Source organism: Motiliproteus sp. MSK22-1, assembly GCF_001968815.1.
In the GTDB taxonomy this organism is placed as follows: Bacteria; Pseudomonadota; Gammaproteobacteria; order Pseudomonadales; family Balneatricaceae; genus Motiliproteus.
In genome coordinates this window covers 282,675-298,131 of sequence record NZ_MIEQ01000046.1, presented here as the reverse complement: position 1 = coordinate 298,131, position 15,457 = coordinate 282,675, and the positions used below count along the sequence as shown (strand labels likewise).

8 protein-coding genes are annotated in these 15,457 nt (G+C 46.6%); 5 read left to right on the top strand and 3 right to left on the bottom strand.

Annotated features, from left to right (window positions below; translation table 11 throughout):
- Window positions 1-288 precede the first annotated feature (288 nt).
- A complete protein-coding gene (locus tag BGP75_RS14680; protein WP_076719563.1) occupies window positions 289-1,809 on the top strand; it encodes an aldehyde dehydrogenase family protein in 1,521 nt (506 codons plus the stop codon).
- 383 nt (window positions 1,810-2,192) lie between these two features.
- The gene (locus BGP75_RS14675; RefSeq protein WP_076719562.1) at window positions 2,193-3,983 is read left to right on the top strand and encodes an ABC transporter transmembrane domain-containing protein; all 1,791 of its coding nucleotides are present in this window, start codon (window positions 2,193-2,195) and stop codon (window positions 3,981-3,983) included.
- Between the two features lie 63 nt (window positions 3,984-4,046).
- Here the strand turns inward: BGP75_RS14675 and BGP75_RS14670 are convergent, their stop codons facing one another.
- Window positions 4,047-4,691, bottom strand: a complete 645-nt coding sequence (locus BGP75_RS14670; protein ID WP_076719561.1) for a TetR/AcrR family transcriptional regulator — start codon at window positions 4,689-4,691, stop codon at window positions 4,047-4,049.
- Window positions 4,692-4,904: 213 nt separating this feature from the next.
- On the opposite strand from BGP75_RS14670, the gene BGP75_RS14665 reads away from it, so the two are divergent.
- From BGP75_RS14665 to BGP75_RS14655, 3 genes are all read left to right on the top strand, one after another.
- Window positions 4,905-5,987, top strand: coding sequence for an efflux RND transporter periplasmic adaptor subunit (locus BGP75_RS14665; RefSeq protein WP_158070119.1), 1,083 nt, complete (start codon window positions 4,905-4,907; stop codon window positions 5,985-5,987).
- Between the two features lie 4 nt (window positions 5,988-5,991).
- Window positions 5,992-9,075, top strand: coding sequence for an efflux RND transporter permease subunit (locus BGP75_RS14660; protein WP_076719559.1), 3,084 nt, complete (start codon window positions 5,992-5,994; stop codon window positions 9,073-9,075).
- 240 nt (window positions 9,076-9,315) lie between these two features.
- Window positions 9,316-10,713 carry a cache domain-containing protein gene (locus BGP75_RS14655; RefSeq protein ID WP_233152930.1) on the top strand — a complete coding sequence of 466 codons (1,398 nt, stop codon included), beginning with the start codon at window positions 9,316-9,318 and terminating at the stop codon, window positions 10,711-10,713.
- A gap of 59 nt (window positions 10,714-10,772) precedes the next feature.
- On the opposite strand, the gene BGP75_RS14650 is transcribed toward BGP75_RS14655, so the two are convergent.
- Together BGP75_RS14650 and BGP75_RS14645 are read right to left on the bottom strand one after the other, a co-directional pair.
- Window positions 10,773-12,974, bottom strand: a complete 2,202-nt coding sequence (locus BGP75_RS14650) for an EAL domain-containing protein (RefSeq protein ID WP_076719558.1) — start codon at window positions 12,972-12,974, stop codon at window positions 10,773-10,775.
- 20 nt (window positions 12,975-12,994) lie between these two features.
- On the bottom strand, window positions 12,995-15,244 hold the full coding sequence (locus BGP75_RS14645; RefSeq protein ID WP_076719557.1) for an HDOD domain-containing protein: 2,250 nt from the start codon (window positions 15,242-15,244) through the stop codon (window positions 12,995-12,997).
- Window positions 15,245-15,457: the final 213 nt, after the last annotated feature.

Sequence of the window (15,457 nt, the reverse complement as noted above, 5' to 3'; positions counted from 1 at the left end):
CACTTCGGTGAACTATATAAACCCTTGAGGATTTCCTGGAGGTCCAGTATCTATAGAGCCTGGGGCGTTTCTAATAATAAAGTTCCCAGTAATTAGCTCTTACTGCATCTGATAGCCCTTCCTGCCACCTATATTTATTAGTACCAAGTGACTAGTTTTTTCAGTTCCAAAGTACGATACCTGATCAATGGGTGCCCCCATAAAATAATTGAGAAACTCAAGGGTTGTGACCGGGGTCATTATTCCTTAGCGATCAATTCGAAAAATAATGAGAAAAAGGGTACTGATATGATCTACGCAAATCCTGGTTCTGAAAATGCGGTTGTTTCCTTTAATGAGCGCTACGGAAACTATATCGGTGGTGATTGGGTAGCGCCTGTAGAAGGGCAATACTTTACGAATACCACCCCAGTCACGGGTGAGGCTATCTGCGAGATTCCCCGTTCCAGTGCTGCTGATATAGAAAAAGCACTTGATGCCGCCCACGCTGCCAAGTCAGCCTGGGGCAAAACGTCTGCTACTGAGCGTTCCAATATCCTGTTAAAAATTGCTGATCGAATAGAACAAAATCTTGAGCTGTTAGCTGTTGCCGAGTCTTGGGACAACGGTAAGGCGGTCCGTGAAACACTGGCCGCAGATATCCCTCTGGCTGTTGATCACTTCCGTTATTTTGCCGGCTGCATTCGTTCTCAGGAGGGCACAGCGGCAGAGATAGATGAAACCACAGCCTCCTATCATTTCCATGAGCCACTTGGCGTCGTGGGACAAATTATTCCCTGGAACTTTCCGATTTTGATGGCAGCCTGGAAGCTGGCCCCGGCTCTGGTGGCCGGCAATTGCGTTGTCTTGAAACCGGCAGAGCAAACCCCTGTGTCGATCCTTAAGCTGGTGGAAGTCATTGGTGACCTGCTGCCTGCCGGTGTACTGAACATAGTGAATGGGTTTGGCAGTGAAGCGGGTCAGGCGCTTGCTACAAGTAAGCGTATAGCGAAAATCGCTTTTACAGGTTCAACCCCTGTGGGTTCTCATATTCTTAAGTGTGCAGCGGAGAATATTATCCCTTCAACCGTAGAACTGGGCGGTAAGTCTCCCAATATTTATTTTGAAGATGTGATGCAGCAGGAAGAAGACTATATCAGCAAAGCGGTTGAAGGAACGGTACTGGCATTCTTCAATCAGGGGGAGGTGTGTACCTGTCCATCTCGCTTGTTGGTTCAAGAGTCTATTTATGATGACTTTATCGGCAGAGTTATTGAACGGACATCTCAGATCAAGCGTGGTAATCCATTAGATACTGATACTCAGGTCGGGGCTCAGGCTTCCAAAGAGCAGTTTGATAAGATTATGAGTTACCTGGAAATTGGTAAGCAGGAAGGCGCTCAGGTGTTGATTGGTGGTGGATCGGCCAACGTCGGTGAGGGGTATGATAACGGTTATTACATCCAGCCCACCCTGTTTAAGGGTAACAACAGTATGCGAGTATTCCAGGAAGAAATTTTTGGTCCAGTCGTCGCTGTGACCACCTTTAAAGATGAGGCCGAAGCCTTAGCTGTTGCCAATGACTCTGAATTTGGTCTGGGAGCGGGTCTCTGGACTCGTGATATGAACAGGGCTTACCGTATGGGGCGCGGAATAGAGGCCGGTAGGGTTTGGACTAACTGCTACCATGCTTATCCAGCGCATGCTGCTTTTGGCGGCTACAAAAAATCTGGCGTTGGTCGCGAAACCCATAAGATGATGCTGGACCATTACCAACAGACTAAGAACTTGCTTGTAAGCTACAGCACCAGCCCACTAGGGTTTTTCTAAAGGCTTAACATACTTAGCAAGCTTTTTGATATCAGATGGTTTGATATCAGGAAGCTTGAAATCCGGAAATTCGAAGTTCAGGGCTAAAGCTCAGGGCTATAAAACTCAGAAGGTATAGCATAGCGGTTTTAATAGTTAGTGCTGGAGATTAGCGCATATAAGCCCCTTGCCAACGTTGGCAAGGGGCTTTTTTTTGGGGGGGGATCAGTGACGGCAGTTTCCCTGGGCTGGGCGGCAGGCTTTCACCTTTGTATCGTCTGTAGAGCGTTTAAGCGAAGGTCGACAACCGGGTTGAAGCTATTCGTGTTAAGGTTCTGCAGTAGTGTGGTCTTGTCCAGAATTAATATCGAGCTTTGGAATTTGCAGTTTAAGGAATCTAACCAATGGTTGTTGATCTAACCGGAAAATATGCCAACACGTTGACATTATTGGGTCGATTTATCATTCCTTACAGGAGAACTCTGGTTGGGGCCGGTGTTGCCTTGGTTTTAACGGCTTTGGTTACCTTGTCGATTGGGCAGGGCGTGCGAATGTTGATTGATGATGGTTTTTTAGCGGCCTCTTCGGCCCATCTGAACAGGGCTATCGGACTGATACTGTTTTTGACACTGATAATGGCAGCTGGCACTTTTGTTCGTTTCTATCTGGTTTCCTGGTTAGGTGAACGGGTGAGTGCCGATATTAGGATGGCTGTTTTTGAACACCTTATCACCCTGCATCCCAGTTATTTTGAAACCAACAGAAGTGGCGAGATTATGTCGCGCCTGACCACTGATACGACGTTGCTGCAATCCATCGTTGGATCTTCATTATCGATGGCTTTGCGTAGTGTGCTGACCTTTATTGGCGCGTTGATTATGCTGCTGGTCACCAATATTAAGCTGACAATGATCGTATTGATCGCTGTACCCTTGGTGTTAGCCCCTATTCTGATATTTGGCCGACGGGTTAGAAATCTTGCTCGTCAAACCCAGGATTCTGTTGCAGATGTAGGGACCTATGCGGGCGAAGCCATTCAGCATATAAAAACGGTACAAAGTTATACCCGGGAAATTCAGGAAAAGGCTGCTTTTGAAAAGGAAGTTGAAGCTGCTTTTGAGATTGGCCGGAATCGCGTTCGACAAAGAGCCATGTTGATTGCCGTGGTTATTTTTTTAGTTTTCGGCGCGATCACCGGCATGTTCTGGGTGGGGGGGAATGATGTCTTAAACGGCTCAATCACAGCAGGAGAGCTGGGTGCATTTATCTTTTATGCCATTTTAGTTGCTACATCCGTTGCAACTCTGTCTGAAGTGTTCGGCGAACTTCAACGGGCCTTGGGGTCAACGGAGCGACTAATGGAGTTGCTGCAGGTCAGGAGCCTGATTGAAAAACCTGAGAAGTCGGTAGACGCAGGTAAGCTAAAAGCAGAACTCTCAATGGAGGCTGTTGATTTCTATTACCCATCAAGACCAAATCAGCCAGCCCTGACAGATCTTAGCCTTCGAATTCGTCAAGGCCAGTCTCTGGCATTAGTGGGGCCGTCAGGAGCTGGGAAATCTACAGTCTTTGAGTTATTACTGCGTTTTTATGATCCCCAGAAGGGGAGAATACGTTTTGACAAAACAGACATCAGGAATCTTGATCCTGTGCAGTTACGTCAGCAGATAGCGTTAGTACCGCAACAGCCTGCACTGTTTTCCGCTAACGTCTGGCACAATATTCGTTATGGAAATCCTTATGCCAGCGACGAAGATGTGGTAGCTGCTGCCAAGGCGGCTCACGCTCATGATTTTATCTCGAAGCTTCCTGATGGATATGCCAGCTATCTGGGGGATAAAGGGGTGAGGCTATCAGGAGGGCAGCGTCAACGCATTGCGATAGCCAGGGCGATTCTCAAAGACCCGAAAATATTACTGTTAGATGAGGCAACCAGTGCGCTGGATTCCGAAAGTGAACTGCAGGTTCAGAAAGCACTTGAAAAGTTGATGCACAATCGTACAACAGTAATCATAGCCCACCGGCTTTCCACCATTCTCAATGCTGATGAGATTGTTGTGCTTGATCAGGGGCGCATGGTCGCCCGTGGGGATCACTCAAGTTTGATGGATAGCTCTGATTTATACCGAAGATTGGCAAAACTTCAGTTTGATGCCGGGGCTGAGCTGATTGTTGAGTCCACTCGCTATATTTAGCGGTCTGAATCCATTGGATAGATTGAGGTGTAAGGGGCTGATTGATGTTGTCATCAGCGGACCCTAGCGATCATCAAGTGGCTCAACGGCTATGTTTTCTTTTACTAATCCTTTTACCAGCAGCGTCAGGCTTGCTTCCATTTCATCCACCAGAGAGCCGCTCTGTTCAGGGTTGTCATGTCCATGGACCACCAAGGAAGCCAGTCCGTGGGCAGTGGCCCAGGCTGCGTTGGCCATGTGAAGCGGTGGCTCCTGCTTTAAAACGCCTGCATCAATACCGGTGACAATCGTATTCAGCAATACTCTGAAACAGCGCTTTCCTGCTTCACTCAGAACTTTATTGTCTTTCTTATCACGGGTTTTTGGACCAAAGATCAAGAAGAATAATGCCGGTTCATCTATGGCAAATCGGATATAGCTGACTCCAATCGCCAGTATTTGCCTGGGATAATCAAGCGGGTAAAGATTAATAGCCGCTTCCATTCGTTCACTCAGTCGATTAAAGCCTAGTGTAGCCAGCTCTTCAAGAAGGGCCTTCTTGTCCTTGAAATGGCGATAAGGAGCCGTTTGGGATACACCCACCTGCCTGGCCAAAGCTCTAAGACTTAAGGTGTCGGTACTCTGTGTCTGGAGGTGCAGCAATGCTGCCTCAATTAAAGATTTCCGAAGGTTTCCGTGGTGGTAAGAAGTTGGCGCTGTAGCAGTCATCGCGGCTCCAGGTTAGTAGTCGCGAGCATTATTGTGCAGCCAAGGGGCTTTGTCTAGTTATACCGGAGCGCCTCTCACAGGTTGAGCAGCCAAATATTTGAGTTGACAGTGTAAACATATGTGTGTCAAATGTGAGTGGTGCTAACATTGGATGGTTTCTGCTTGCCCGGTTGAATTCTGTGTACTGGACACGCCGGAATGGGAGTTTTTTTAATGATGAAATCGCGTTTGATTGGATTTTTTTCTATTTTCGGGTTTGTTTTCTGTGCCTGTACACTGGCTGCTGAGCCGGCGGCAGTGGATGTAATTGAAAAAGAAAATGAGGCCAGTTTCCCTTCTGTTCGGGTCGTCACGTTAAAACCAGAGCAACGCACTATACCCATTAAAACCAGTGGCAGGATCAGATACGGTGAAGTCAGGGCGCTGTCATTTAAGGTTGCTGGCTATGTTCAATCACTTGAAGTGAATGAAGGAGAGTTTGTTAAGGCTGGAGTATTACTAGCTCGATTAGATCCGATGGAAGTTAACGCGCGGCTGTCCCAAATTAAGTCTTTGGTTGACAAGCGGAGTGCTGACCTGAAAAGGCTGAAATCATTAAAAGCCCAAAACCTTGTGAGCGATGATGCCCTGGAATCAGCAGAACAGGCTCATGCAGCAGCCGTCTCAAACTGGAAGATTGCAAAGTATGATCAAAAACATGCTGCAATTTATGCTCCCAAAGATTCTGTTGTTGTTCGGCGCCCGATTGATCCGGGTGAGTATGTAAAAGGTGGTCAAACAGTATTAGAGCTGGCACCAGTGGACACTGGGTGGGTGGTGAGATTTGGTCTTTCTGACCGTGATTTAGTGCGATTGAAGGTGGGGGATTCAGCTACCGTTTTACTGGATGCCTGGGAGGATTTGGCCATTAAGGCCGAGGTAACGGAAATCGGTACCCAGGCGGATCAGCAACTGGGTACGTTTGACGTTGAGGTGAAGTTGGCTGCTGTACCTGTATCTATCCGGGATGGCTTTTTCGCGCGTGTAGCATTGCGGCCTGAATCCAATCGCGCACACTACTTCCTTCCTCTTGAATCAGTGGTTGGAATGACCGGAAGGGAAGCGGACGTAATGGTTGTTGATCTTGATGGAATCGTCAGTAGAAGGACTGTAAAACCCCGTTATCTTCTTGGAGATGAAATCGCGGTAGAAAAGGGGTTTGAACCCGGAGATAAGCTGGTTATTGAAGGGGGGGCCTGGTTAAGGCACGGGGATAGGGTCAATATCGTCACTGATTTCAAACTTGCTGGTCGCTAAGCTCATGAAATTATCCAAGGTTGTTATCGATCATTCAGCTTTTACCATTATTTTATTACTTATTCTGGTACTGGTTGGTTTGCTGTCCTTCGTGAGCATGCCTCGGTCTGAAGATCCACAATTCTCCTTTGCCGCGGCAGGAATCACGATCATCTATCCCGGTGTCAGCCCCCTGGATCTTGAAAGTCTGGTTGTTGATCCTCTGGAAGAGGAAATTAATGGACTGGACGACATAAAACGAATTGAAACACGGATTTCAGACGGGGTGGTTAGTCAGGTTGTAGAATTTGTCTATGGTACGGACCCTGATGATGCCTATGATGAGGTGCGACAAGCCGTCTCAGGGTTGCGCAACGACTTACCGGCGGGGATTGTTGATGTCGAAATCAGACGACTCTCTCCAACTGAGGTTAATGTATTGCAACTTGCCCTGGTGTCAGATGAGAGTGGCTATTTTCAACTTAATCAATTGGCTGAAAACCTAAAACAAGGGTTGGAGCGTATACCGGGAGTCAAGCGGGCGAAATTGTGGGGCGTTCCTCAACAACAGATTGAGGTCGCACTGGACTGGGAGCGTATGTCTGCACTGGGGCTGACTGCTCAGCAGGTTGTTAACGTACTTCAGGACGGAAGTCGTAACCTTGCCGGTGGTTTTGTGAATGCAGGAGCCAGCCGATTCAGTGTATCAACCAGTGGAAGCTATCAGTCATTACAGCAGATCAGAGATACGGTCGTACATTCTGTGGATGACCGCTTGTTGCGTTTGGCGGAGGTTGCCACAGTTCAACAAGGAGATGCTGATGACAGCCACATAGCCCGGCTAGACGGAAAGCGCAGTGTCTTTGTCACGCTTACGCAAAGCAAAGGCAGCAATATCTTTGAACTTAGGGAGGGGATTAACCGTTATCTGACAGGCTATCAAAAAAGCTTACCAGCGTCTGTTTCATTGCAAGTCGCCTTTGATCAAGCCCCCAGTGTCGATCGGCAGGTTAACGGTTTTTTTGATAACCTGTCTCAAGGTTTGGCGCTGGTCGGTTTGTTGGTTCTGCTAGTGCTTGGTTTTCGAGCGGCGTTAGTCATTATGGTGGCTATTCCGACTTCGCTGCTGATTGCCATTGGCTGGATAGACCTCAGTGGTTTTGGGCTACAGCAGATGACTATCGTTGGTCTTATCGTTGCGCTGGGCTTATTGGTTGATAATGCCATTGTCCTGACTGAAAGTATTGGGCGAGCTGGGGCTGAAGGTTTTCAGGGGGTTGCAGCAGCTTACGAAGGGGCCCGTCGAGTTGGTTGGGCTATGGTCAGTGGGACCTTAACCACAGCGCTGGCTTTCTTGCCGATGCTGATGTTGCCTAATAATACCGGCAGTTTTATGCGTTCTATGCCTGCAACAGTCATACTGACGCTGCTAGCTTCTTTATTGGTCGCGTTGACGTTAAGTACGTTGTTAGCTGGCCGTTTTTTAATCACTAAAGAAAAAAAATTACCACTGTTACAGCGTGGCTTGAAGTCTTTTTCGGAAACGGGTTATCGATCAGCCTTATCCCTGGCTATCTCCTATCCCTGGTTAACATTGCTGTTAGCTATCCTTATCTTTCTATCCAGTCTTAGTCTGGTTCCAAAAGTAGGAGTGAGCCTCTTTCCCAAGGCCGAAAAAGCACTGTTGCTGATCAATATCGAGACACCTCAAAACGGAAGCATCTACCGAACCCAGAAGGTTGTCAGGGATGTTTCAGACTGGCTTGCTGAGCAGCCACTGGTTAGCTCTATCGTTGAAAACATCGGGGCGGATAATCCCAGAATCTACTACAATGAAGCGCCAGAGCGAGGTACTCCGAATCAGGGCCAGTTACTGGTGCACTTGAGTCACTATGATGGAAAGGCTATTGGTCCACTTATCGATAATTGGAGGCGAAAGCTGGAACCCTATCCTGGCGTTCGAATCAGGATTAAAGAATTGCAACAGGGGCCAGCCAGTGGCAGCCCTGTCTCTGTACGCATTAAAGGGGATCATCTTGAAAATCTGATTCGGGTTTCTCATCTGGTTGAGCAACAAATGGAAAAGGTTAAAGGACTCATTAATATTGAGAATCCTCTCGGTCAGACTCGAATGGAATTACGCGTAGATATACGCCGCGAGCTTGCGGCTGGCCTGGGCATATCCATCGGGCAAATCGATGAGCTTGTCCGAACGGCTTTAGCGGGTCTGGCCGTCGGAGAGTATCGTGATATTAAGGGTGATAATTATCCTATCGTTGTCAGGTTAGCGGAGACACGTAATCCCCGGATCGAGCATCTTGAGCAGATTCGGATTCCCTCTGCCAGCGGGCAAATGATTGCATTAAGACAGGTTGCCGATTTTCAGTTGCACGAAGTTCAGGCCAGTTTACTCCATCATAATCTGGAAAGAACGGCGATTCTTTCTGCAGATGTAACTCGGGGTCAATCGGTGGCAGCCTTAACCTCGATGTTGACGAAAAGTCTTGATAAGTTGGATTTACCTGCCGGAGTACGTATTGAATACGGTGGGGAAGAAGAGGAAAGAGGAAATTCATTTGCTGGAATGACCCAGGCACTCATAGCGGCCTTACTGGGTATTCTGGCGGTCCTTGTAGCTCAGTTCCGCTCCTTAAGTCAGCCGTTAATTGTTATCTCCGCGATTCCTTTTGCTATCACCGGTGCTGTTGCAGCCCTTTGGCTGTCCGGGTTTTCCTTCTCCGTCATGGCATTTGTTGGTCTGAACAGCCTGGTAGGTATCGTTGTCAATAATTCAATTATATTGGTGGATGGTGCCAATCAGATGCGCAGAGAAGGGATGGGACGAACCGAGGCAGTACTGGCGTCTGCACAGTCAAGGCTGATCCCTATCCTTCTTACATCGCTGACGACTGTGGTAGGGTTGCTCCCGTTAACGTTGGAAGGCAGTACCCTCTGGGCACCGATGGGATGGGCTATTATCGGTGGTATGCTGATATCAACTTTTTTGACACTGATTTTAGTTCCTGCTCTGTATGTCCTGATTGGTGATAAAAAGGAGATGGAAGCTGTTAGCGCAAAAGAGACCGGGACGGCCCGACTTACACCCTGATTCAGGGGTTCTTGTTACCGATATGTTCAGAATAGGTTTGATTTTGATCCGATGTTTAGGGAACCTATGGACAAGTGCATTGCATTCTCCCTGGGCTCTAGCGGTCAGATGCCAGAAAGACAGCGTAGCGCCCTTCACCAATAAGTTTATGGCTGTTGGAGCTTGTAGCACTGGACTTATGGGTAATCAGCGTAGATAAGTCTTCAACGCTGATAGGTGTATACAGATCACAGGAACATAATGGTCAGGTTAACGGCAGTACTGAAAGAAGGCATATCACTAAAAACCAAAATATTAATGCTGGCTCTGTTACCTTTGCTCCTGGTTGCTGTAAGTATTACTCTGATAGAGCTCTATCAGGCCCGGAAGCTTGGAGAGCAGGAAATTCAGATTTTTGAGAGCAACCTTCTTGCTTCCAAAAAAAATGAGCTTAAGCATTATGTCAGTTTAGCTCTAACCTCCATAGCCCATGTATATGATCATCCTGATCTGGGGGCTGAGGAAGCACAGCGGCAAGTCAAATCAATATTGCATAACCTGACCTTTGGCGAAGATGGTTATTTTTTCGTGTATGACGATACCGGCGTGAGTCTTGTTCACCCTCAGCAACCTGAGCTGGTGGGTCGGAATCTGATTAATCTTCAAGACCAGAATGGTAATCTTATTATTCAAAACCTTCTTCAACGGGCTCGAGAGGGAGGTGGCTTTCACCGATACCAATGGCGAAAACCTTCCTTGGGAGAAGTAGAAGATAAGCTGAGTTATGTGGTGCAGCTGCCTAACTGGAAATGGATGTTAGGTACAGGTCTGTATATAGATGATATTGCTCGCGAAGTATCCAAAATACGGGCGGAAGTTGATAAGAATGTTCGTAATACATTTTTCACTGTACTGGTGATTACCTCAATAGTGGTGGTCATCGTTACGGTAATAGGGATTGCTTTTAACCTGCACGAACACCGAATGGCAGACGTTAAACTTCGTGATCTCGCGCGAAAGTATATGCAGCTTCAGGTTTCTGAACGCAGACGGTTTTCCAGAGAATTACATGATGGCATTAACCAATTGATGGTATCTGTCAAATTTCGTATTGAGCTGGCAATGGATAAGGTATCGAAAGAGAAAGGAGTTGTCGCTCATGATCAGGTAGTGGATGAGCTGGAAAGAGGCCGGTGTGCGCTGAATGAAGCCATTCAGGAGGTTCGTCGAATCTCCCATGACCTGCGTCCCAGTGTCCTGGATGATCTGGGGTTATTACCGGCGCTGAGCAGCTTACTGGATGAGTTCTCCGAGCGGACGGGGATCAGGATTGATTTACAAACAAATATTGCAGACCGCCGAATGCCGGAGCAGATAGAAATCACGCTATATCGAGTAGTGCAGGAGTCTTTAACCAACGTAGAACGTCACGCTGATGCCAGTTTAATAAGATTAAGGGTGCGATGGTTTGAGGATCGGGTTCTGTTAACTATAGAGGATAACGGGTGCGGGTTTGAACTTATGCCGAAGGGTGGGGCTTCAGGTATTGGCTTGAGGACAATGCGGGAGAGAGTCGAGCTATTGGGGGGCTCCTTTACTATTCGAACAGAACCCGGCAACGGTACGAAGCTTGACGCTTTGCTGCAATTTGGAGACTAAGAAATATAGGGACCGCTTTCCAGTCTCTGTAAAACTCAAAAAGAAGATCCTGGCCGTTTCTAGACCATCGCCTTGGAAAAGTTTTCCCAGAGCTCGTCGGCTGGCCTGGGAGGGCCTGTTAGATATCCCTGTATGACAGGACAGTCAACACGTTTTAAAAAGCCTAACTGAGCTTTGGTTTCAACACCTTCGGCAACCAGATTAAGGCCCAGCCCTTTTGCCATGGAGGCTATTGCATAGATTATCGTGTTGCTGTCTTTGCTATTGCGTATTTCGCTGACAAAAGACCGGTCAATTTTGAGAGTGTTCAATGGCAGTGTTTGCAGATAGCTTAAAGATGAATACCCTGTCCCAAAATCGTCAACAGCAATTTGAACACCGAAATCAGCAAGACGCCTCAATTTTGTGACGGTTTGATCCATATCCCGCATGAGTACATTTTCTGTAACTTCGATCTCCAATAGGTGACTGGAGAGTCTATGCGTTTTTAGAATATCAACGACATAATCAGGGAAATCGGGCTGCATTAACTCCCGAGCTGATACGTTTATGGCGAGTTTCACGGCAGGGAGCCCTTGGGTAGACCATTCTTTAACGGTCTTGCAGGCGTTGTTCAGGACCCAGCGCCCCATCTGATTGATCATCCCAATTTCTTCAGAAAGTGAAATAAAATCATTCGGCATAATCAAGCCTTCTTTTGGGTGATCCCAGCGAAGAAGAGCTTCAACCCCAACAACATTGCCGCTGATAACATCAATTTGGGGTTGGTAAAAAATACGAAACTGATTTAGCTCAAGTGCACTTCGCAGGCCGCTTTCAAGAGATAGGTGCCTACCGTGCTTGGTTCTCATTTCGGCATCGTAAAATTCAAAATTTTTCTTACCGTGCTCCTTTACATGATACATAGCGGTATCGGCATGCTTGATTAATGAGTCTATCGTGTCACCATCCTGAGGGAAAATAGCAATACCGATACTGAAACTGATGAATACTTCAACACCTTCCAGTTCCATGGGTTTTTCAAGCTCTACAAGAATTTTGCTGGCTATTGTTGCAGCATCTTGTTTTGAATTGATGTTCGGTAACAGCAGGTTGAATTCGTCACCGCCCACGCGCGCTAATGTGTCACTGTCTCTTAAACAGCTTCTTAACTTAATAGCGACGGATTGTAATAACTGATCACCTATCAGGTGTCCCAGGGAGTCATTGATTATTTTAAACCGGTCCATATCCAGATACATGACCGCCAACTGATTTTCGTTACGTTTTGCTTGTGCGATTGCCAGTGTTAGACGATCTCTAAAAAGGGCTCTGTTAGGCAGCTTTGTCAATAGATCATGATAGAGCTGAAAATTAACGAGTTCTTCTGCTCGCTTTCGTTCGCTGATGTCACGAACGACACCATAGGTGCCTATAAAAACTTTATCAGATTGTTGCTGATCCCCGCTATAAACCCCCATTGCACTTAATTCTGCCGGGATGGTTTGATGCTCAAAATAGCCGTTTTTATTACTGGTAAGCTTGCCAATCATCCGAAATTCAAGGTTATGACTGGCCCGGGTACCGGTTCTGCGTTCCGAAAAAGCGTACTTTATTTTTTCCAGGTCGTCGTCATGAACAAGATTGGAGTAATGCAAGCCAATAAGCTCATCCCTTTGGTATCCCAGCAAAGATTCAACGCGCTCGTTGATAAAGTTAAACACACCCTTATCATCAAGCATGTATACAACATCAGGGGAGTTGTTAACTATGAATCTGTGACGTTGTTCAGAAGTTTCTAAACGTTCTTGTACGCGGTTAAGTTTACGTTTTGCACGGCGTCTATTCGCGGTGTTTTCGATAGCTTGAATCAGTTCGTCAGGAGCGTAGGGTTTGCGCAAAAAATCGTTAGCACCGGATCTTAATAACTGGGAGGCGCTTTCCGCGCAAGAATAACCGCTGATAATGATAGTATCGGTATTAGGGTGGTTGGCAGCGACTTCCTTGAGCACATGGTAGCCGCTAACATCCGGCATGTTCAGATCAAGCAAAATAAGATCAATGGATTGCTGAGTCAGTAACTCCAACGCCATCGCACCGCCACTGGCAGTGATGCACTCATAGCCATAAGAATCCAACAGATCTCTGACACTGGATACCATCCGAGGATCATTATCGACCACCAATATGGTCTCCATGACCGTATCACAGGAGTGCTGTTTTTTAGAGCTTTCTATGCAGGCACTGTAACTTGTGCCTGTCCAAGGCTGTGATCTGTCCATAGCGCTTCATTGTCGTTAGGCTAATGTAGATCGGGCAGTAATATCGTAAATTCTGCCCCCCTTTCGCTTCTGTTCCTACAACTGATACAACCGTTCAGTTTTGTAACCAAACTGCTGGTAATGGATAAGCCGAACCCGGAATGCTGCTTATCCTCCTTGGTACTGTCCGATACAGCTTTACCTGAAGTGTTGCTGTCTAACGCGCTGAAGCCAGGATTTGTGTTGCTTCGCATTTCCTGATCGGTTTTGATTTTGCTTATCAAGGTTTGGTCGAGGGTTTCGCTGTCGAACTCAGTATCGTTTGACGGTGAAAAAGCTTTCTCCAATACCTCAGGTGCTATACCAGAGCCTGTATCGGCAATAACGATTTCAACATAAATTTTTCCGTTGAAATTGATATTATTACGGGTTCTTAAGGTTATCTTTCCTCCATCGGGCATAGCCTCTACTGCATTTTTTAACAAATTTGTCAGTATTTGTCTTAGAATCTGTCCGTTAATTTTCACAAAAGTTATTCGGTCATCAAGATTGAGGTTGCAACTGACCTTGTTTGATGCGAATAGAGTCTCTCTGAAAACCTCTATTTGTTCGCGAACAAGCTGGTTCATATTAATCAATCCAGCAGAAATATTCACGGATGTATCAGCTTCTTTTATTTGATTGATAATTATCGCGATGCGCTCAATTTCTTCACGGATTATCTGGAGTTGCTCAGTTACCTTGCTATCACCATCCTGATTACGACAGACAACCTGGATATAGTTGTTGATTATTCCGAGGGGATTGGAAGCTTCATGAGCCAGTCTTTGTACGTTTTCCAAGTAGTCTGATCGCTGAGTATCCAGGGCTTTTTGATAGCACAGAGAGTTTGCCTGATTGCGTAGCAGCTGGTGAGCTGATGCTCCTGAAAACGAGTCTAACTCATTTTTTTGGGCGTTTAGCGCAAGCAGTTTTTGCTGACTCAATCCGGCCACCAGAACTCCAAAGTTGATATCTTGGATCATTATCGGGAGGCAAATAACCGCATCAGAGCCAAAAAAACGTATCAACTGCTGATCTGTCGTAGAGCGGCTTTTCTGGTTGCAGTAGGTATCTGAATCCAGACAATTCCCTGTTATCAGGGCTTCTGCTGGAATGGAGCGGCCACTTTCAACTCGAAAACTAAGTTTTATTAGCTTTGGGTTTGAACCTGACAGGGAAGCAATACCTTTGAGTGAGTTACTCTCTTTTTGGAATTCAAAGGCCACGGCATGATCCAATCCGAACAGTAGATTCAGATTTTGTAAAATGCTTTGCCAGATTGAGGAAGATTGTCCGTTTGGATATGGAGTTTGGTTAAGCGCAAATAATGTGGCAAAGTTTTTAATCTGATTCCCCAGTTTTGCGGTCAGTGATTCATTATTTGAGGATGGGTGAATATCGGTAGATTGAGCCTCCAGCCGACCGGTTAATGACGCTATCGATTGATCTGACTGAAGGATAATTTGCTTAATATCTGCGTTGGATAGTGAAAAATCAGTAAGCGTCTCAGGCCTAAGACTGGCCATGGTGAAATCGTTGGCAATTAGTGTGCAGGCAAGGTTCAGTATCCTGATCAGAAGCGGAGTATCTTGCAGTTCATCTGAGGTTTTGTGTTGCAGTAACAGAGCTTCCGGTAAAAATGAATCAGCTGTGATTCTTTGGAGCAATTCAGCAGCTGCTGTTTCACTGGTTTTCCCCACCCATTCTGTTTCGAATAATAAAAACTCTCGTTCTGAATCGCTGGACAGGAACATCTCTGTGTATTCGGCGGGCTGTTTGGCGCAGAATAAAATATGGCCGAGGTTGTGGAGCAGTCCCGCCAGATATGCCTCTTCTGGATGCTCATAATTTAGCGTTTGTGCGAGAATTCGAGCTGTCGTCGCGCAGCGGAGTGCACGCTGCCAATACTTACTCTGAGCCGCTAGCAGTTGCTTGTCAGGGGAAGAAAAGAAAAAGTTTATAGCTGTGGTAATAATGATTGTTCTTAGAGAATCAAAGCCGAGCACTGCGAGGATATTATCCAGCTTTTCGTACTGACAGTTGTTCAGGGAGCCTTGGGCATTGGCTACGGACAGTATTCTGGAGTAGAAGACAGGGTCCTGGCGAACCAGGCTTGCCAGTTCAGTATATGTTGTTGTCGTTTTTTGGCAGGCGGACAAAAGCTGGAGCAATACTTGAGGCATTACCGGAAGTTGCTCTAGACCAACCTCGTTGCTGTTCTGTTGTTGTGTACTGCTGGTCCAGTGCATGCTAGGGTCCATTAACAGCTATTTGTTGTCGCCGGTTGAGTGTGCGAAAAGGCAAAACAGCCCCGTTGTCTGCATGCCAATAGCTACTTTTCTATCTGACAGTGCAATCGTTGGGTTTTTACTTGGTCGTTATTTTTTCAACCTTAGAAAGGGTTGAGCCAAGTCAGTTTTTCTTTTGTTTGCCTATTCCTCTCTGGATTTCGACTATAATAC